The sequence below is a fragment of the Lysobacter auxotrophicus genome, assembly GCF_027924565.1.
GTDB classification, from domain to species: domain Bacteria; phylum Pseudomonadota; class Gammaproteobacteria; order Xanthomonadales; family Xanthomonadaceae; genus Lysobacter_J; species Lysobacter_J auxotrophicus.
Map to the genome: position 1 here is coordinate 2,625,707 of NZ_AP027041.1, position 19,300 is coordinate 2,645,006.

Annotated in this window: 17 protein-coding genes and 1 tRNA gene; 3 read left to right on the forward strand and 15 right to left on the reverse strand. The window is 69.6% G+C overall.

What is annotated here, in order from left to right; genetic code table 11:
* Positions 1-28 precede the first annotated feature (28 nt).
* From hisIE to LA521A_RS11825, 9 genes are read right to left on the reverse strand one after another with little or no spacing between them, the layout of a single operon-like run.
* Positions 29-655, reverse strand: coding sequence for a bifunctional phosphoribosyl-AMP cyclohydrolase/phosphoribosyl-ATP diphosphatase HisIE (gene hisIE / locus LA521A_RS11785; protein WP_281779098.1), 627 nt, complete (start codon positions 653-655; stop codon positions 29-31).
* Entirely contained in the window at positions 645-1,421 is a 777-nt protein-coding gene (hisF, locus tag LA521A_RS11790; protein ID WP_281779099.1) for an imidazole glycerol phosphate synthase subunit HisF, read from the reverse strand. The genes hisIE and hisF overlap by 11 nt, the downstream gene beginning before the upstream one ends.
* Positions 1,415-2,191: a 1-(5-phosphoribosyl)-5-[(5-phosphoribosylamino)methylideneamino]imidazole-4-carboxamide isomerase gene (hisA, locus tag LA521A_RS11795; protein WP_281779100.1), complete on the reverse strand. Its 777-nt coding sequence runs from the start codon at positions 2,189-2,191 to the stop codon at positions 1,415-1,417. The genes hisF and hisA overlap by 7 nt, the downstream gene beginning before the upstream one ends.
* Positions 2,188-2,790: an imidazole glycerol phosphate synthase subunit HisH gene (hisH, locus tag LA521A_RS11800; RefSeq protein ID WP_281779101.1), complete on the reverse strand. Its 603-nt coding sequence runs from the start codon at positions 2,788-2,790 to the stop codon at positions 2,188-2,190. Before hisH ends, hisA begins: the two co-directional genes overlap by 4 nt.
* The gene (gene hisB, locus LA521A_RS11805) at positions 2,787-3,866 is read right to left on the reverse strand and encodes a bifunctional histidinol-phosphatase/imidazoleglycerol-phosphate dehydratase HisB (RefSeq protein WP_281779102.1); all 1,080 of its coding nucleotides are present in this window, start codon (positions 3,864-3,866) and stop codon (positions 2,787-2,789) included. The genes hisH and hisB overlap by 4 nt, the downstream gene beginning before the upstream one ends.
* Positions 3,863-4,954, reverse strand: coding sequence for a histidinol-phosphate transaminase (gene hisC / locus LA521A_RS11810; RefSeq protein WP_281782079.1), 1,092 nt, complete (start codon positions 4,952-4,954; stop codon positions 3,863-3,865). Before hisC ends, hisB begins: the two co-directional genes overlap by 4 nt.
* 5 nt (positions 4,955-4,959) lie before the next feature.
* On the reverse strand, positions 4,960-6,261 hold the full coding sequence (hisD, locus tag LA521A_RS11815; protein ID WP_281782080.1) for a histidinol dehydrogenase: 1,302 nt from the start codon (positions 6,259-6,261) through the stop codon (positions 4,960-4,962).
* A 26-nt stretch (positions 6,262-6,287) separates the two neighbouring features.
* Positions 6,288-7,202, reverse strand: coding sequence for an ATP phosphoribosyltransferase (gene hisG / locus LA521A_RS11820; RefSeq protein WP_281779103.1), 915 nt, complete (start codon positions 7,200-7,202; stop codon positions 6,288-6,290).
* A 25-nt stretch (positions 7,203-7,227) separates the two neighbouring features.
* Positions 7,228-7,554, reverse strand: a complete 327-nt coding sequence (locus LA521A_RS11825) for a YerC/YecD family TrpR-related protein (protein ID WP_281779104.1) — start codon at positions 7,552-7,554, stop codon at positions 7,228-7,230.
* Positions 7,555-7,792: 238 nt separating this feature from the next.
* On the opposite strand from LA521A_RS11825, the gene LA521A_RS11830 reads away from it, so the two are divergent.
* Positions 7,793-9,625, forward strand: a complete 1,833-nt coding sequence (locus tag LA521A_RS11830; protein ID WP_281779105.1) for a diguanylate cyclase — start codon at positions 7,793-7,795, stop codon at positions 9,623-9,625.
* Between the two features lie 42 nt (positions 9,626-9,667).
* Here the strand turns inward: LA521A_RS11830 and LA521A_RS11835 are convergent, their stop codons facing one another.
* Complete coding sequence (locus LA521A_RS11835) at positions 9,668-11,554, reverse strand: HAL/PAL/TAL family ammonia-lyase (protein WP_281779106.1); 1,887 nt, start codon at positions 11,552-11,554, stop codon at positions 9,668-9,670.
* Between the two features lie 141 nt (positions 11,555-11,695).
* Positions 11,696-13,087, reverse strand: a complete 1,392-nt coding sequence (gene hisS, locus LA521A_RS11840; protein WP_281779107.1) for a histidine--tRNA ligase — start codon at positions 13,085-13,087, stop codon at positions 11,696-11,698.
* A 180-nt stretch (positions 13,088-13,267) separates the two neighbouring features.
* Here hisS and LA521A_RS11845 point away from each other — a divergent pair.
* Together LA521A_RS11845 and LA521A_RS11850 are read left to right on the forward strand one after the other, a co-directional pair.
* Positions 13,268-13,344, forward strand: a tRNA-Pro gene (locus LA521A_RS11845).
* A gap of 145 nt (positions 13,345-13,489) precedes the next feature.
* The gene (locus tag LA521A_RS11850; protein ID WP_281779108.1) at positions 13,490-14,338 is read left to right on the forward strand and encodes a D-hexose-6-phosphate mutarotase; all 849 of its coding nucleotides are present in this window, start codon (positions 13,490-13,492) and stop codon (positions 14,336-14,338) included.
* Positions 14,339-14,347: 9 nt separating this feature from the next.
* Here the strand turns inward: LA521A_RS11850 and LA521A_RS11855 are convergent, their stop codons facing one another.
* From LA521A_RS11855 to argH, 4 genes are all read right to left on the reverse strand, one after another.
* Positions 14,348-15,616 carry a glutamate-5-semialdehyde dehydrogenase gene (locus LA521A_RS11855; protein WP_281779109.1) on the reverse strand — a complete coding sequence of 423 codons (1,269 nt, stop codon included), beginning with the start codon at positions 15,614-15,616 and terminating at the stop codon, positions 14,348-14,350.
* On the reverse strand, positions 15,613-16,755 hold the full coding sequence (proB, locus tag LA521A_RS11860; protein ID WP_281779110.1) for a glutamate 5-kinase: 1,143 nt from the start codon (positions 16,753-16,755) through the stop codon (positions 15,613-15,615). Before proB ends, LA521A_RS11855 begins: the two co-directional genes overlap by 4 nt.
* Complete coding sequence (locus tag LA521A_RS11865) at positions 16,752-17,888, reverse strand: serine hydrolase domain-containing protein (RefSeq protein ID WP_281779111.1); 1,137 nt, start codon at positions 17,886-17,888, stop codon at positions 16,752-16,754. The genes proB and LA521A_RS11865 overlap by 4 nt, the downstream gene beginning before the upstream one ends.
* A 99-nt stretch (positions 17,889-17,987) precedes the next feature.
* Entirely contained in the window at positions 17,988-19,280 is a 1,293-nt protein-coding gene (gene argH, locus LA521A_RS11870) for an argininosuccinate lyase (protein ID WP_281779112.1), read from the reverse strand.
* Between the last annotated feature and the right edge of the window lie 20 nt (positions 19,281-19,300).

Consider the following 19,300-nt stretch of genomic DNA (forward strand, 5'->3'; position numbering starts at 1 on the left):
GAGCCCGCCGGAAGCGGGAGGCCTTGCCTCAGCGGGCGTGACGGTTCCGCAGCAGCGCCTCGACATCCGCGAGGCCAAGCCCGCGCGCCCGCAACAGCACGAGCAGGTGGTACAGCAGGTCGCCGGCCTCGCCCAGCAGCTCCGCATCCGACTGCGCGACGGCCGCCAGCGCGGTTTCGACGCCCTCCTCGCCCACCTTCTGCGCGATGCGGCGAATGCCGCCATCGAGCAGCTGCGTCGTGTAACTGCCCGCGGGACGATCGCGTTCGCGACTGGCGACCAGCGCATCGAGCTCGTGCAGGAACGACGGCGGTGTACCGGGCGCGTCCGCAAAGCAGCTTGTGCGACCCAGGTGGCAGGTCGGACCGTGCGGTCGCGCGGTCACCAGCAGCGTGTCGCTGTCGCAATCGACGTCGATGGCGACCAGGTCGAGGAAATGCCCCGAGCTTTCGCCCTTCGTCCACTGCGTGTTGCGGCTGCGGCTGAAGAACGTGACGTGGCCGGTGTCCAACGTCGTGCGTAGCGCGGCCGGGTCCATGTAGCCGAGCATCAGCACGCGCAGCGTGTCGGCGTCCTGCACGACGGCTGGCAGCAGGCCGCCCTGCTTGTCCCATGCGAGCGCGTCGATCGCCCCGGACGTCATGTCACGCGACATCGCGCACCTCGATGCCCTGCCCGCGCAGGTAGGTTTTGAGTTCGGGAATCTTCACGGCGCCGGAGTGGAACACGCTGGCGGCAAGCGCCGCGTCCACGTCCGCGTCGCGGAACGCATCGGCGAAGTGCGCGATCGTGCCCGCACCACCGGACGCCACCAGCGGCACCGCGCACCGTTCGCGTACGGCTCGCAGTTGCTCAAGGTCGTAACCCTGCCGCACGCCGTCGCTACCCATGCAGTTGAGGACGATTTCGCCCGCGCCGCGCTCCTGCGCCTCGACGACCCAGTCGAGCGTGCGCTTCGCCAATGCCCGCGTGCGCGAGGGATCACCGGTGTACTGGCGCACGCGCCATTGGCCGTCCTCGTCGCGCAGGCTGTCGATGCCGACCACCACGCACTGCACGCCGAAGACCTCGGCGATCTCGCCGATCAGTTCCGGCCGATCGAGCGCCGGCGTGTTGATCGACACCTTGTCCGCGCCGGCGTGCAGCACGGCTCGTGCGTCGTCGACGGAACGGATGCCGCCCGCGACGCAGAACGGAATGTCGATCACGCGCGCCACGCGCTCGACCCACTGGCGGTCGACGCTGCGGCCTTCGGGGCTCGCGGTGATGTCGTAGAACACGAGTTCGTCCGCGCCCTCATCGCGATAGCGCAGCGCGAGTTCGACGATGTCGCCCATGTCGACGTGGTCGCGGAACTTCACGCCCTTCACGACGCGACCGTCGCGCACGTCCAGGCACGGCACGATGCGGCGGCTCAGCATCGCTGCGTCCTCCGCATAGCATCTTCCAGTGCGAAGCGACCTTCGATCAGCGCCTTGCCGAGCACCGCGCCGGCGCAGCCCGCGTCGCGCGCGCCTTCGATGTCGTCGACATCGCGCACGCCGCCGGAGGCCTGCACGGACAGTTCGGGCGCAAGGTTCGATAGATGGCGATACAGCGCGAGGTTCGGGCCGGCGAGCATGCCGTCGCGCGCGATGTCGGTGCACAGCAGATGCCGCAGCCCGCCATCGGCGAAACGACGCACCAGCGTTTCGAGTTCGACGCCGCTGTCCTGCGTCCAGCCGGCGGTCGGCAGGCGCCACGCGCCCGATGCGTCCTGGCGCGCGTCTAGCGCGACGGTGATGCGATCGGCACCGAAACGCGCGATCCAGCCCAGCACGCGCTCGGTTTCGCGCACCGCGAGCGACCCGACGACGACGCGTCGCGCACCCGCATCGAGGATCAACGCGACGTCGTCCTCGCTGCGAACGCCGCCACCGGTCTGCACGTTCAGGCCGGTGTGCGTCACAACCTCGCGCACGAGCGCGCGCAGCGTGTAGCCGCCTTCCCGCGCGGCGTCGAGATCGACCAGGTGCAGCCAGCCGGCGCCGCTTTCGGCGTATTGCGAGGCCAGCTCAATCGGCGACGGCGCATACCGCGTCTCGCGTTCGTAGTCGCCCTGATGCAATCGCACGACGCGGCCGTCGCGTACGTCGATCGCGGGATACAGTTCGAACGCCCGACGCGGCGTCGTGGAAGCAAACGCGTTCATGCGGCCTCCATCGCGAGGAAATTCGCGAGCAGGCGCTGCCCGGTGGCCGCGGAGCGCTCGGGATGGAACTGCGCGCCGAAGCGGCGACCACACCCCGCCACGGCAGTGAATTCACCGCCGTACTCGCTGCTCGCCAGCGTGTCATCGCTCATCGGCGCAACGAAACCGTGCACGAAATACGCCCATTCGCCGTCTTCGATGCCCTCGAGCAGCGGCGATGCGCGTTCGCGCCGGAGGCGGTTCCAGCCCATGTGCGGCACTCGCACGCCGGGCGCGGCCTCGATGCGGCGGACGCGCCCGCGCAGCACGCCAAGGCCTTCCACGTCGCCTTCTTCCGAGGTCTCGTACAGCAGTTGCATGCCCAGGCAGATGCCGAGCAGCGGCGCGTCGAGCGTGCGGATCGTGTTCACCAGATCGAGTTCGTGCAGGCGCTGCATTGCCGGGGCCGCCGCGCCAACGCCAGGAAGGATCACGCGCGGCGCGTTGGCGATGGTGTCGGCGTCGGCGCTGAGAACGGAGCGCGCACCCAGTCGATCCAAGGCGTAGCGAACCGAGCCGATGTTGCCACCGCCCCAGTCGATGAGGACGACGTCGGTCATAGCGTGCCCTTCGTGCTCGGCAGCTCGCGCCCTTCGCGTTTCACGGCCTGGCGCAATGCGCGCGCAACGGCCTTGAAGCAGGCTTCGACCTTGTGGTGGTCGTTCTCGCCCTGCACGCGCAGGTTGAGGTTCAGGCCGGCGGTTTCGCACAGCGAACGGAAGAAGTGAGGGACCAGCTCGGTCGGCAAGCCGCCGACGCGATCGCGCGCGAACGCGCCGTCGAACACGAAATATGGCCGGCCGGAGAAATCCAGCGCCGCGCTCGCGAGCGACTCGTCCATCGGCAGCGTGAAGCCGTAACGGCCGATGCCTCGCTTGTCGCCCAGCGCTTCGCGCAGCGCCTGCCCGAGCGCGAGCGCGCTGTCCTCGACGGTGTGGTGTTCATCGATGTGCAGGTCGCCTTCGCAGCGCAGTTCCAGCGCAATACCGCCGTGTTTTCCGATCTGCTCGAGCATGTGGTCGAAGAAGCCCAGCCCCGTCGACACCTTCGGCTCGGCAGCGTGATCGAGGTCCACTGCAACGTCGATGCGCGTTTCGCGCGTGTGGCGTCGCACGCGCGCGGTGCGCGGCGCGTCGGCCAGTTCGTGCGCGATCGACGGCCAGTCCCATTCGCCGCCGAACTGCGCGGTGCGCAGTTGGAACGCGCGGATGCCGAGGTTCTTCGCGAAGGCATTGTCGGTTTCGCGGTCGCCGACCATCGCCGAGCGCGACCAGTCGATGCCGCGATCGCGCAGCAGCGGCGTCGCCAGCGCGATGCCCGGCTTGCGCGTCGGCGCATTGTCCGCCGGCAGGCTCGTGTCGATCAGCACGTCGCGGAACGCGATGCCCTGGCTTTCGAACACCTGCATCATCAGCGCGTGCGGCCCGTCGAAATCCGCCTGCGGAAACGCGTCCGTGCCCAAGCCGTCCTGGTTGGTCACCATCACGAACTGGTAGCCCGCATCGCGCAGGCGCAGCATCGCGGGGATCACGCCCTGCACGAAGCGCAGCTTGTCGAAGCGGTCGATCTGGAAGTCGGCCGGTTCTTCGATCAGCGTGCCGTCTCGATCGACGAACAGGATCGGCGTCGTGCTCATGCGCGGGCCTCCAGGATCGACACCACCGCGGCGTTCTGTTCCGGCGTGCCCAGGCTGATGCGCAACGCATCGCCGAGGCCGGGCGCGGCGCGCATGTCGCGCACGACGAGGCCCGCACCGAGCAGGCGATCGAAGGCGGACTGCGCGTCAGCGAAACGCACCAGCACGAAGTTCGCGCGCGACGCGTAGACACGACGTACGCCTGACAGCGACGACAAGCGCAGCGCGAGCGCGTCGCGCTCGGCGCGCACCGTGTCGATTCGGGCGCGCGTCTGCGCCGCGGCGTCGCGCGACAACGCACGCAGCGCTTCGTCCGTGCACGCCGACGGCAGCGGATACGGCGCCTGGCAGCGGCGCAGCACCTCGATCAGCTCCGAATCGGCGATCACCGTGCCGATGCGCGCCGCCGCCAACGCGTGCGCCTTCGACAACGTGCGCAACACGGCGACGTTGCGGTTCGCGGCGATCAGGCGCGTCGCGGAGGGCGCATCGGCGAACTCGATGTACGCCTCGTCGACGACCACGAGCGCGCGGCCTTCCAGGCGGTCGGCCAAGGCGGCGATTTCGCCGATGGGGAGCAGCGCGCCGGTGGGATTGCCGGGCGAGCACAGGAACACGATGCGTGCGTCCTGCGCGAGCGCCGCGTCGCCGATGGCCTCGAAGTCGCAGCGCCATTCGCCGTCGCCTTCGCGCAGCGGAACGTCGATGACGCGCGTGCCGTGCAGGCGCGCGCTCACCGCGTACATGCCGAACGTCGGCGTGCTGACGACGATGGCGTCGCCGCCCGGGCGGCAGACGGCGCGCACGAGCAGGTCGATGCCCTCGTCGCTGCCGCGGCCGGCGAGCAGCTGCTCCGGCGCGCAGTCGTACAGCGCGGCAAGCGCGTCGCGCAGCGCCTGCGGCTGCGGGTCGGGATAGCGGCGCAGCGCGCCGTCGCCATCGGCCAGGTTCGGCCACGGCGATTCGTTGGCATTGAGCCACACGTCGCCCTGCAGGCGATCGCTGCGCGCGGAGCGGTAACCGCCGAAGTCGCGCAGGTCCTCGCGCACCAGCGCGAGCGGGCTCGCGGCGCGCTTGGTCTCGACCACGGCGTTCACGACGCCACCGCCTGCAGGCGCAGCGCGACGGCTTGCAGGTGCGCGTCGAGGCCTTCGGCGCGCGCGAGTTCGACCGCGCACGGGCCGATGGCCTCGATGCCACGCGGCTGCACTTCCTGCACGGTGATCGCCACCTGGAAACTCGCGATGTTCAGCCCGCCCGCGAAGCGCGCCGCACCGCTGGTCGGCAGGACGTGGTTGGTGCCGCTGCAGTAATCGCCGAGCGCCTCGGGCGCCCAGTCGCCGAGGAACACCGACCCGGCCGCGGTTACGCGCGGCAAAGCGGCGCGCGCGTCGCGAAGCGCGAGGATGAGGTGCTCGGGCGCGTAACGGTTGCTCACCTGCAGCGCCTGTTCGATCGACTCGACGCGGATCGCGCTAGACGACTGCAACGCACGGCGTGCGATATCGGCGCGCGGCAACTGGGCGAGCTGGACCGCGAGCTGCCCGCTCACCGCGTCGAGCAACGCGTCGTCGTCGCTGAGCAACAGCACCTGCGAGTCGGGGCCGTGCTCGGCCTGCGACAACAAATCGGCCGCGACGAACGCGGGATTCGCGCCCGCGTCGGCGATGATCAGCACTTCTGACGGGCCGGCCGGCATGTCGATGGCCGCCCCGTCCACGTCCATCGCAACCTGCCGCTTGGCTTCGGTCACGAAGGCGTTGCCGGGGCCGAAGAGCTTGTCGCAACGCGGAATGGTCGCGGTGCCGTAGGCCATCGCGGCGATCGCCTGCGCGCCGCCGACCTTGAACACGCGCGTGATGCCGCAGCGTCGGGCGGCGTAGAGCACGGCCGGATCGGCGCTGCCGTCGCGGCGCGGCGGCGTGCACAGCACGACATCGGGACAACCGGCCAGGCGCGCGGGAACGCCGAGCATCAGCGCGGTCGACGGCAGCGGTGCCGAACCGGCCGGCACGTACAGCCCGACGCGCTGGATCGGCCGCAGCACGCGCTCGCACCGCACGCCCGGCGCGGTGTCGACGCTGTACGGCGCGGTCATGCCGGCGCGATGGAAGGTGGCGATGCGTTCGGCCGCTTCGTCGATCGCGGCGCGCAACTGCGGCGACAACGTCGCTTCGGCGGCGGCGAACTCGGCGTCGGCCACGGCGAAATCGGCCAGCGCCACGCCGTCGAAACGCTCGCCGTACGCGCGCAGTGCGACGTCGCCGCTGTCGCGTACTTCGTCGATGATCGCGGTGACGGCCGAGGCGGTCGTACTGGACGTGAGCTGCGCCGGACGACGCAGCAGCTGCGTCTGCGTGCGGTTGTCGAGCAGGCGCCAGTCGACGCGGCGCATCAGCGGCTCGCTGGTGACGACGGCGCTCATGCCAGCATGCCCTCGACTGGCAGCACCATCAGGCCACGCGCGCCCGCGCGCTTGAGTTCCTCCAGCCGCTGCCAGGTCACGGCGCCGTGGCAGAGCGCCTGCAGCGCGAGGTCGTCGTTGTCGTCCAGGCGCATCACGGTCGGGGCTTCGGCATCGGGCAGCAGCGGCAATAGATCCGGCAGCACGCGGCGCGAGGCCTGGAACAGCAGCAGCTTGCTGTGGCGGATGCGCAGCGCGCCGTCGAGGCGGCGCAGCAGCAGGTCGGCGAGTTCGCCACGCGTGGCGTCCAGCGGCTCCGCCGGGCCGGCGAGCACCGCTTCGCTTTCCAGCAGCGTCGTCACCGGCTTGAGCTGGTTCGCCGCGAGCGTCGCGCCACTGGAGACCAGGTCGCAGATCGCGTCGGCCTGGCCCAGGCGCGGCGCGATTTCGACAGAACCGGAGAGCAGCACGACCTTCGCATCGATGCCCTGCTCCGCGAGCCAGCGCGTCAACGACGCCGGGTAACTGGTCGCGATGCGCTTGCCGGCGAGCTGCTCCGGGCCCTGCCAGTCCCAGCCGTCGGGCACGGCGAGCGCCAGGCGGCAGCCGCCGAAGCCGAGCGCGCGCCATTCGCGGAACGCAGGCGGGTTGCCGTTAACGACGCGGTCGTAACCCTGCTCCAGCAGCACGTTGCGACCGACGATGCCCAGGTCGCACACGCCTTCGGCGATCAGCCCGGGGATGTCGTCGTCGCGCACCAGCAGCAGGTCGACGGGCAGCGATTCGCCGTAGCAGAACAGGCGGTCGCGGCTCTCGCGCCAGCTCAGCCCGCAGGAGGTCAGCAGGGCGCGGGCCGGATCGGCCAGGCGGCCGGACTTCTGGATCGCGATGCGCAGGCGGTCTCGCGCCGGCGTGTTGGGGGACGGGCTCATGGGGATCTCTGGGAACCGAAGCGGATCAGCCGGCGTTGACGGCGGCGGGAGGCGTGGAAAGGCGGGAAGCGGCGATGCCGTAACCGCCGGCGCCCCGCTCGAGCGTGCGCGCGACGCGGCCGATGGTGGTGACGCTCACCTGCGTACGTTCGTGGATCTCGCGATACGGGACGTTGTCCTGCAGCAGCGGGACTACGCGCCATCGATCACCCATCGCTTCCAGCTCGGCGGGCGTGCAGAGGTCCTCCAGGAAGGCCTGGACCTCCTCGACCGAGCGCAGGCTCGCGAGCGCCGTCGCGAGGAAGGCGAGGTTTTCGGCACTGCGTTCGTTTTCGAGCGGACGACGCTTCATGGCGGACCAATGTATTAACGCGTTAATACATTGGATCATTCCAAGCCCCGATGCGTCAACCACGACGGTTCCCTTGGACGGGCCGACCTGAACGCTTCGTTCACACCCCTCGCGGCGATAGTGACGACCGCGTCACGACCGCCTCACCGCGACGCTCGTGGGTCGCGGCCCGCCCCGCGGCACGTCGCCGCCCATCATCGAACGGTCGCCGGGCAAAGCCCGCGACCAAAGGGATGACATGGAACGTGCGCCTGCATGGGTCCGGCTCAGCCTCGCGGCGTTGATGACGCTCGCGTGGCCGGCGGCGGGCTCGCCCATGCAGACCGTCGAACTGCGGGGCGACACCACCGAAGTGACCCTCGCCCCGGCGATGCGCCTTGTCCGCGATGCCTCCGCCGAAGCCGATGTGAACACCGCGATGCGCTGGCTCGACGAAGGCCGCTTCCAGCCGCTGCCCGGCGGACGGACCTCGCTGGGGTTCCAGACAGGCGCGTTCTGGTTCCACCTGCGCGTGCTCAATCGCGACAGCCCGGAAACGCGCTGGCTGCTCGTGCAACGTTACGCGCTCAGCGACCGCATCGACGTCCACGTGCGGCACGCCGACGGGCGCGTGTCGCTGCAACGCGGCGGGGACCACCTGCCCTTCGGCGTGCGCACCATCCGTTACCGGCATCCGAACTTCCTGCTAACGCTGCCGCGCGGCGAAGCGGTGGACGTGTTCGTGCGCGTTCGCAGCGAAAGTTCGATGCAGGTGCCGCTGTCGCTGCTCACGGTGCCCGCGTTCGCCGAAACCACGCGCGACGCGCAGTTCGTGATCGGCGCGTACTACGGGATCCTGCTCGCGCTGTTCTTCTACAACATGGCGCTGTGGCTGAGCCTGCGCGATGCGAGCTACTTCTGGTACCTGGTGCACCTGTCGGCGTTCGGGCTGGTGCTGTTCACGCTCAACGGTCTGGGCTTCGAATACCTGTGGCCGACGTCGACATGGTTGAACGACCGGATGGTCCCGCTGTCGGTCTGCCTGGCGCAGATCGGCATGCAGCAGTTCGCCCGCGTGTTTCTCGGGCTGCGCGAACGCTGGCCACCCGGCGATCGCGTGGGCCTGGCGTTGATCGCGTTCTTCGCGCTGCTGGGCGTCGCCTCGATGTGGCTGCCGTACCGCATCGCCACGCCCGTGGCCGGCGCGGCGGTGTTGGCGAGCATCGCGTGGATCGCGTTCGCCTCGGTGGCGATGGTGCGCCGCGGCTATGCGCCGGCGCGGCTGTTCCTGCTGGCGTGGGCGATGTTCCTGCTCGGTACGGGACTGTTCGTCGCCGTCGCGTTCGGGCTCGCGCCGAAGAACTTCTTCACCGAGTACGGCGTGCAGATCGGCTCGGCGCTGGAAATGCTGCTGCTCTCGATCGCGCTGGGCCATCGTTACGCGCAGTTCCGCAACGAGAACGAGCGCATCGCCGGCGATGCGAAAGAGCAGCTGGAGCACAAGGTCGAACTGCGCACCGCCGAGCTGCGCAGCGCGCTGGTGCAACTGGAGGACGCGCACGCGCGGTTGCGCGAGTCGAGCCAGCGCGACGCGTTGACCGGGCTGCACAACCGCACGCATTTCCGCGACCGCTTCGATGCGTTGTTGCGCCAGTCGCGCGAGCACCGCCGGCCGTTGTCGCTGCTGATGATCGACCTGGACAACTTCAAGTCGATCAACGACCGCTACGGGCACCTGATCGGCGACGAATGCCTGCGCTGGGCGGCACGCACGCTGGGGCATGCGCTGCGCCCGCACCAGGAAACGCTGCTGGCGCGCTTCGGCGGCGAGGAGTTCGTGGTGGTGCTGCCGGGGTTGAACCTCGTTGCCGCGACGCAGGTCGCCGAGGATCTACGCGAGCACCTGCGCGAATCGCCGTTCCGCAGCGGCACCTACGAGATCACCGTGACGGCGAGCATCGGCGTGCATGCGATCGGATCGGCCGCGTTCGGCGGCGTCGATCCGTTGCTGCAGCTGGCCGACCAGGCGCTGTATCGCGCGAAGGCCGACGGCCGCGATTGCGTGCGCACGTCGCAGGGCGAAGTCGCCTAGCACGTGCGGCAGGCCACGCGGCAATGCCGCATGGGACCTGCCTTATCCCCGCGCAGCGCCGAGGATCGTGCCGTCCTTGACCAGGCGCACCGCGGTGGCGACTTCGCCGTCGAGCGCGCGATCGCGATCCAGGAACGGAATCTCCCGGCGGATCGCCGCATGCGCCGCGGCCACGGCACGGCCCGGCTGGAATTCGTCCGCGTCCGCCAGCTCGACGCGCAACGCTTCGACTTCGTCGAGGAAGGCGTCGTACTCCAGCGTGCCCGGCGTCGGGCCGCCGGCGATCTTGGCCGCCAGCGCCGCCGCGTCGGCACGGTTCGCCAGGTCGCGCGCGGCGTTGATCATGTCGCGGCGAAGGTCCAGCGCCTGCGCGGCGGTGTACAGCTCCAGCGCGATCACCTTGCCCAGGTCGTCGGCCATCGCGAGCACGTGGCGCGCTTCGTTCGCGCCCATCGAGACATGGTCCTCGGCGTTGGCGCTGGTCGGGATCGAATACACCGACGCCGGATGCGCGCGGCTCGCCAGGTCGTTGACGATCGCCGCGGCCGTGTACTGGACGATCATGTGGCCCGATTCGGTGGAGTCCTCGTTGCCGATGAGGAAGCCCGGCAGGCCGTCGTTGGTCGACGGATCGACGAGTTTGTTGAGGCGGCGCTCGGAAATGCTTGCCAGCACCGGAATGGCCGCCTTCACGTAGCTCATCGCCAGCGCGAGCGGCATGCCGTGGAAATGACCGGCGGAAATCACCTGCTGCTCGACGAACTCCGCCTTCGCATCCGGGAAGACGATGGGGTTGTCGGTCAGCGCATTGAGTTCGATGTCGAGCACGCGCGCGGCCTGCGCGATCGCGTCGCGCACCGCGCCGTGCACCTGCGGGATGCAGCGCAGCGAATAGCTGTCCTGCGGCTGGTGCTTCTTGCCGCCGCGGAACGGGCGGAATCGGCGATAGAACTTCTCGCGGCCGTGGCGCTGCGCCAGCGGCACCCAGTCCCAGCCGATGTCGAAACGCAGCTGCTGCGCCTGCGCCGTATCCCAGCTGCCCGGCTGCCACGCGCGGAACTTCGGCACGAGGTGGTACGGGATGTCGGCCAGGGTCGAGCCTTCCAGCAGGATGCGCAGGTTCGCCGCGCTGTGCACCTGGCCCGGATGCGGGCGCAGCGCGTGCACTTCCTCGGCGAATGCGCCCAGCCGGCCGGCGAAGGCGTCGATGGTCATCGCCGCGGCGAGATCGGCCGTGTCGAGCAGGTCTTCCAGCTTGTCCAGCGCGAGCACGCCGCAGGCGAGCATCTGCGCGGTGCCGTTGTTGAGCGCGAGGCCTTCCTTGTACGAGAGCGTGATCGGCGACAGGCCGGCGCGTTCCAGCGCCTGCGCGCCCGGCATGCGACGGCCTTCGTAGAACGCCTCGCCGCCACCGAGCAGCACGATCGCAAGATGCGACAGCGGCGCCAGGTCGCCCGACGCGCCGACCGAACCCAGTTGCGGCACGACCGGGACGATGCCGGCGTTGAGCATCGCCGTGAGGGCCTGCAGCGTTTCCACGCGGATGCCCGAATGCCCGCGCATGAGCGTGTTGATGCGGATGCACAGCATCGCGCGGACGACTTCCGGCGCGAACGCCTCACCCACGCACACCGCGTGCGTGACGATGAGGTTGCGCTGGAGTTCCTCGTGCAGCGACTCGTTCGAGCGCGTGCTGCCGGGCAGTTCATCGCGCAGGCGATGGTTGCCGAGCAGGCGGTCCGCGTTGCTGCCGAAACCGGTGGAGACGCCGTAGATCGGCTCCTCGCGGCTGACCTGTTCGGCCAGGAATTCGGCGGCGCGCGCGACGGCGGGAAGCTGCTCCTGCGCCAGTTCGACGTGCGCGCCGTAGGCCACGTCGACCAGCTGTGCGCGGGTGAGGGAGCGGCCGTCGAGTCGGATGGGTTTCATGGAGGTTCCGTTGTGTTTTTGACTCCCCGCCTGCGAATGCCGGCGAGGGTTGTGGTGAAGTCGGTCGCCGCAACGCCCGGCGCCTCGCGCCTCACCTGCTTGCTCCTAACCTCCCCCTGTAAACAGAGGGAGGAGAAAGGCTTAACGTCCAGCCAGCACGTGCGCCTGCTCGAGCTCCACGCGCAACGTGCTCGCGAGTTCTTCGCGCGCGACTTCGAACTGCTCCTCGCGCAGCAGGTCCTTCACCGCGACCACGCCGCGTGCGCGCTCGTCCTCGCCGGTCAGCACGACGAAGCGGATGCCGGCGCGGGAGGCGTACTGGAACTGCTTGCCGATCTTGCGCGCTTCCATCTGCATCTCGGTGTTGATGCCCGCGCCGCGCAGGCGACGCGCGATGTCCAGCGCGTCGGGCAGCGAATCGGCATCCATCAGCGCGACCATCGCCTGCACCGTGCTGCCGGTCGCCTTGCCGAGCAGGCCCGCCTCGCGCAGCTGCCAGAACAGGCGCGTCAGGCCGATCGAGATGCCCACGCCGGGCAGCTTCGACTTCGTGTAGTGGCTGGCGAGGTTCTCGTAGCGACCGCCCGAGCAGATCGAACCGATCTGCGGGTAGTCGTTGAGCGTGGTCTCGTAGACGGTGCCGGTGTAGTAATCCAGGCCGCGCGCGATGGAGAAATTCAGCGCGTAATGCGTTTCCGGCACGCCGAGCGCGCGCACCAGCTCCAGCACTTCGCGCAGCTCGGCCACGCCGTCGCGCAACGAGTCGTTGCCCTCGCCCAGCGCATCCAGCTGCGCCATCGCGTCGGCGTGCGAGGTCGACCGCACCTTCACGAAATCGAGGATCTTCTCCACGCCATCGGCCGGCAGGTTGAAGCCCTCGCCGGTGAGCGTCTCGCGCACGTAGTCCTCGCCGCGCTTGTCGAGCTTGTCGACCTCGCGCAGCACGAGCGCCTGCAGTTCGCCGTCGGCAACGCCCTGCGCCTCGAAGAATCCGCGCATCAGCTTGCGGTTGTTGAGCTGGATGGTGAACGCGCCGATGTCCAGCTCGCTGAACACCGCGTGGATCACCGCCGGCAGTTCGGCGTCAAAGCGCACGCTCAGCGCGTCCTTGCCGATCACGTCGATGTCGCACTGGTAGAACTCGCGGAAACGCCCGCGCTGGGCGCGTTCGCCGCGGTACACGCGCTGCATCTGGTAGCGACGGAACGGGAACGCGAGCTCATGCTCGTGCTCGGCGACGAAACGCGCCAGCGGCACGGTCAGATCGAAGCGCAGCGCCAGCTCCGGCATGCCCTCGCCCGCGCCCTCGGCCTTGCCGAGCGCACCGGTGGACTGCACGAAATACACCTGCCGCTCGGTCTCGCCGCCGGATTTGGTCAGCAGCACTTCCGACAGCTCCATCACCGGCGTTTCCACCGGCAGGAAGCCGAAGCGTTCGAAATTTCGGCGGATCGTATCCAGCATGCGCTGGAAAGCGATCTGGTCAGGAGGCAGCAGCTCCATGACCCCGGGCGGGGTACGCGGCTTGATCAAGCGGAACTCCAGTGGATCGGGCGGACGCGCCTGCGGCGGCGCGTCGCGAGGGTGGAAACCGCCACAGTTTAGCGGCTGAGCCCCGCCTTCCCCCAGCGCGCCGACGCCGGGATGAAGGAAATTGCACGAGACCCCTTGCCTCGCCCCGGTCGAACTGACTAGAATTTGCGGCTCAGCAGTCGGGGTGTAGCTCAGCCTGGTAGAGCGCTACGTTCGGGACGTAGAAGTCGCAGGTTCAAATCCTGTCTCCCCGACCAACTCCGCAGCGATGCGGTTGCTGACACAGAAAACGCCGGCCGATGCCGGCGTTTTTCGTTGGGGCGCCTTGCTCGCGATGCATCCGGGCGGCGAAGCGATCCGCGCTCGGGCATCATGCGGCGCAGTCCATCCGGCCCCCTCGCCATGTCCCTGTCCGTCGAGCCCTTCGAACAGCGCGGCCTCTCCTGCGTGCGCCTGCGCCACCCCGGCGGCGCCACGGCCGACGTCAGCCTGCATGGCGCGCACGTGCTCTCATGGAAACCCGCGCCCGCCCGCGAACGCCTGTACCTGAGCCCCAACGCGAGCCATGCGCCCGGCAGCGCGATCCGGGGCGGCATCCCGGTGATCTTTCCGCAGTTCGCCGCACGCGGTCCGCTGACCAAGCACGGCTTCGCGCGACTGCTGGAGTGGCGCTTCGCCGGGCTGCGCGACGCCACGCCGTTCGGCGAGTCGGCCGTGTTCGAACTCGACGACGATGAACACACCCGCTCGCTGTGGCCGCACCGGTTCGGCGCGCGGCTGCACGTCGCGCTGTCGGCCGATGCGCTCCAGGTCGGACTGGAAGTGATCAACCGCGACGAATCGCCGTTCGCCTTCACCGCTGCGCTGCATACGTATCTTCGCGTCGCGAAGCTGGCTGCGGTGGAGCTGTGCGGGCTGGAATCCACGCCGTACGAGGACAGCGCCCGCAGGAGCGCGCCGATGCCGGCGTCGGGGGCGCCGGTGCGCTTCGAAGGCGAACTCGACCGCGTCTATGCCAACGCGCCGCGTGCGCTGGGGCTGCGCGACGGCGACGCGACGCTGCACCTGGACGCCGAAGGCTTCCGCGACACGGTCGTGTGGAATCCGGGCGCCACGCTGGCGGCCTCCATGGGCGATCTCGGCGCCGGCGAGCACCTGCGTTTCGTCTGCGTTGAAGCCGGGACGGTAGTGGACCCGGTCACGCTCGCGCCCGGCGAGCGCTGGCTGGGCGTGCAGCGGTTGCGCGAGTGAACCCGCGGTTCAATCCTCGCGCGACTCCCCATGCCGCACCTGCCCGTCCCCGCGCACGACGAAGCGCTCGATCGTCAGCGACTCCGCGCCCATCGGGCCGTAGGCATGCAGGCGCGTGGTCGAGATGCCGATCTCCGCGCCAAGGCCCAGCTGACCGCCATCGTTGAAGCGCGATGACGCGTTGACCATCACCGCCGAACTGCGCATGCCGCGCACGAAGGCGTCGGCTGCGGCGGCGTCCTGCGTCGCGATCACCTCGGTGTGATCCGAGCCGAACCGGGCGATGTGCGCCAGCGCCGCGTCGAGGTCGTCCACCACGCGCGCGGCGATTACGAAGTCGAGGTATTCGGCCGCGTAGTCGTCGTCCGTCGCTTCGCGCGCCTGCGGAACGATCGCGCGCGTGCGCTCGCAGCCGCGCACTTCGACGCCGCGCCCGGTCAGACGCGTCATGGCCCGCGGCAGGAATTCGTCGGCGATATCGCGATGCACGAGCAGCGTTTCCAGCGCGTTGCACACGCCCGGCCGCGACGCCTTGCCGTCGACCAGCAGGTCCAGCGCCTGCGCGAGGTCGGCGGACGCATCGACGTACAGATGGCACACGCCCTTGTAGTGCTTGATCACCGGAACGCGCGCATGCTCGGCGACGAAGCGGATCAGGCTTTCGCCGCCGCGCGGGATCGCGAGGTCGACCAGGTCGGTCAGCTGCAGCAGTTCGAGCACGTGTTCGCGCGCAGGATCCGCGATCAACGAGACCGCGGCTTCCGGCAGCCCTTCCGCGCGCAGCGCCGCATGCAGGCAGGCCGCGATCGCCGCGTTGCTCGCGCGCGCCTCCGAACCGCCGCGCAGCAGCACCGCGTTTCCGGCCTTCAGGCACAGCGCGGCGGCATCGGCGGTCACGTTCGGACGCGCTTCGTAGATCATCGCGATCAAACCCAGCGGAATGCGCTGGCGTTCCACCACCACGCCATTGGGCCGCACGTCGCGACGCGTGACGACGCCGAGCGGATCGGCCTGCGCCGCCACCTCGCGCACCGCGTGCGCGATCGCGTCGATGCGCGCGTCGTCAAGCTTCAGCCGGTCGAGCACGGCATCGCTCAATCCGTTCGCCCGGCCGCGCTCCATGTCGTCCGCGTTCGCGGCGAGCACCTGCGCACGACGCTCCGACAGCGCGTCGGCCATGCGTTCGATCAACCGCCGCCGCGTGTCGCCGTCGAGCCGCGCGATGACCGATGCGGCGTCGCGCGCGTGCTCGGCGAGGTTGCGGACGTAACCGGTCATGGCGTCGGTTCCCGGTTCGTGGCCGCATCGAGCAGCACGAGATCATCGCGATGCACCACCGACTCGCCGTAACGGAATCCGAGCAGCGCCTCGATCTCGTTGCTGTGCCGGCGCGCGATCCTGCGCACTTCGTTCGCGCCGTATTGCGCGAGGCCACGCGCGAATGCGGCATCGTGTTCGTCGGCGATCTCCACCACGTCGCCGCGACGGAACTCGCCTTCTACCACCACCACCCCGCCCGGCAGCAACGACGCGCCCTGCCGGTGCAGCGCCGCGATCGCGCCCGCGTCCACCCGCAGGCGGCCCGACGACGGGGCGTGGCGCAGCCACTGCTTGCGCGCGCGGAGGCGATCGCCCTGCGCCGTCACCAGCGTGCCGTGCAGGCGGTCGTCGTGGAGTGCCCGCACGACCTGCGCATCGCGACCGCAGAACAGGGCCGTCGGGATGCCGGCCGCGCCCGCTTTCGCCGCGGCGTCGAGCTTGGTGCGCATGCCGCCCGTGCCCAGTGTGCCCGCGCCGCCGCTCGCGGCCTGCAGCAGTTCCGGCGTGATCGAGTCCACGCGCGTGATCGGTTGCGCCGACGGGTCGCGCGGGTGCGCGCTGAAGAGGCCGCCGATGTCGGTCGCGATCAGCAACAGGTCCGCATCCACCAGCGATGCGACCGCGGCGGCGAGGTTGTCGTTGTCGCCGAGCTTCAGTTCGTCGACGGCGACGGCATCGTTCTCGTTGATGACGGGCAACGCGCCCAGGCGCAACAGTTCGCGCAGCGTCGCGCGCGCGTTGAGATAACGACGCCGGTTGCGCAGGTCGTCGTGCGTGAGCAGCACCTGCGCGACGGGACGATCGACCAGTTGCTGCCAGAACGTCACCAGCGCGGCCTGGCCGAGCGATGCGAGCGCCTGCCGCAGCACGAGGCCATCGCCGCCGGCGCCGACGCGGTGCCGCCCCGCGGCGACCGCGCCGGACGACACCAGCACGACCTCACGCTGCTGCGTGCGCGCGTGCTCGATGAAGCGCGCCAGCACGCCGGCGTGGCGCGGGTCGAGCCCGTCGTCGCCCGACAACAGGCTGCTGCCGACTTTCAGCACGGCGCGCCGCCACGGCGGCAGCGGTTGCGCGGCGAACACCGGGGCGTTCATTGCGTCCCGTACTCCCAGTCGAAGGGCACGCCGGTGTCGCCCAGCACGAAGCGCACCAGCTGCGGGAACCCGGCTTCGCTGCGCACGTCGTTGGACAGGATCGCCACGCAGCGCCGGTGTTTTTCGACGCAGACCAGCGTGTTGCCCGTCGTTTCGTTATGTCCGCCCTTGAAGAAGCCGCGACCTTGCGGGCCATCGAACACGACCACGCCGAGGCCCGCCGCAAGATCCTTCCGCCGCTGCGCCGGCGGAAGCTCCGGCTGCAACGTCGGGAACTGCGATTTCGTGGTGATCGGAAGCTGCGGCCTCACCATCTCCGCACGACTGTCGCGCGTGAGGCCATCGCCGCGTACGAACGCAGCGACGAACTTCGCGAAATCCGCGATCGTGGTGTCCATCGAACCCGCCGCGCGCACCTTCGAGCGCTCGTCGTGCGGCTCGATCTTGCCCTGCTCGTCCCAGCCGTCGGCCAGGTTGCCGGCGAAGTCGTCGCGCCAGATCAGGCTGGTGCGCGTCATGCGCAGTTCGTCGAAGATGCGGGCGGTCTCGCGGCCGACGTCGATCCCCTTGCCGGTCTCCATCGCGAACTGCAGCGTGTTCAGCCCGTCGCCCGAATACGCGTAGCGCGTGCCCGGATCGAAATGGAAGTGCAGCTTCTCGTCGGGCTCGAGGAAACCGAAGTTGGCGAACCCCGTCGCATGCGTGAGCACGACGCGCGGCGTGAGCTTGCGCCAGCGCTCGTCGAGCGCGGTCCAGTCGGCGTAGCGATTGGAGATGTCGGCCGATGCGTACGACGGCAGCGGCCTGGGCAACATGTCCGCCAGCGACGTGTCGAGCGTGAAACGGCCCGCATCGACCTGCCGCATCACGGTGTAGGCGAACACCGTCTTCGTGAGCGACGCGCCGTACATGATCGTGTCGGTTGTCAGCCGATCGCCTGCCGCGTTGCGTACGCCGTGCGCGGCGACGTGCACCGGCTTGCCGTCGTCGACGACGGCGATCGCCATGCCCTTCGCGCCGGTCTCGCGCATCACCCGCGCGACTTCGGCGTCGATGGCGGCAGGCGCGGGCACCTCGTGCGCCGCCGCGACAGCAGGCGCGAACGCGAGCAATGCAATGAACCAATGGCGCACGTGGAGCTCCCCTTCATCATGGTCGAACCGTGTGATGCGGAACCGCGACAGCAACTGCATTGGACCCCTGCGCCCGCATCCGGCGCGCATGGGCGGAGGTCAGCCCGTGAATCGGCCCAGTCGTTCCTTCAACGCATCCAGGCGGAGCTCACCCGACGCGCCGGGCGACACGCGCGCGCGCAGGCTCGCGTCCGGATCCCCTTCCGCCCAGCGGGCAGGATCGGCGGCCAGCCGGTAGGCCTCGCGGAACGGGAGCCCGTCGCGCGCCATGTCGACGGCCAGGTCCGTCGCATACATCGACGGGTCGAGCGCGTGGCGCATGCGGTCGGTCTTCCATTCCAGGTTGCGCAGCAGGTCCGGCAGCAGTTCCAGGGCGTCGAGGCCACGGCCGAATGCGTGGAAGATCGCTCCCTTCGAGAACTGCAGGTCGCGGTGATAGCCCGATGGCAGCGACAGCAGCTGTTCGATCTCGGTGCGGGCCGCCGCGGCGGCGGAGTAGCTCGCGCGCATCAGTTCGATCACGTCGGGATTGCGCTTGTTCGGCATGATCGAGCTGCCGGTGGTGTACTGCGACGGCAGCGCGACGAAGCCGAATTCGGCACTCGTGAACAGGCTCAGGTCCCACGCGAGGCGGCGCAGGTCGAGCAGCGCGGAGGTCAGCGCCTCGATGGCGGCCATCTCGAACTTGCCGCGCGACAGCTGCGCGTACGCGGCCGACACCTGCATCCGCCCGAAGCCCAGCGCCTGCGTGGTGTGGTCGCGCGCGAGCGGCAGGTTCACGCCGTAACCGGCGGCGCTGCCGAGCGGATTCGCATCGACCCACGCCAGCGTGTCGGCCGCGCGCTGGGCGTCGTCGATGAAGCCTTCGGCCCACGCGGCCCACCACATTCCCAGCGACGACACGACGGCGCGCTGCAGGTGCGTGTAACCCGGCAGGGGGACGCCCTGCTCCGCTTCGGCGCGGGCCAGCGCGACCTGCGCGCTTTCGCGGCACGTCGCGAGAAGACGCGACAGGCGATCCTTCAGCCACAAACGCGTGGCGACGAGGATCTGGTCGTTGCGGCTTCGGCCGGTATGGATCTTCTTGCCGGCATCGCCGAGGCGTTCGACCAGTCGCGCCTCGATCGCCGAGTGTCCGTCCTCGTACTGCTCGTCGAGGACGAAGCGGCGGGCGGTGAAATCGTCAGCCAGCACGCTCAGCTCGCGCTCGAGTCCGGCGAGTTCGTCCGCGGTGAGGATGCCGATCTGCTGCAGGCCCTGCGCGTGCGCGCGGCTGGCCTGGATGTCGAACACGAAGAACTCGCGATCGAGGATCACGTCCTCGCCGGCGAGGAACTTCTGGATCCGCGCGTCGACCTTGACGCCGGGTTTCTGCCACAACAGATCGGACATGACGGCCTCGATATTCCGTG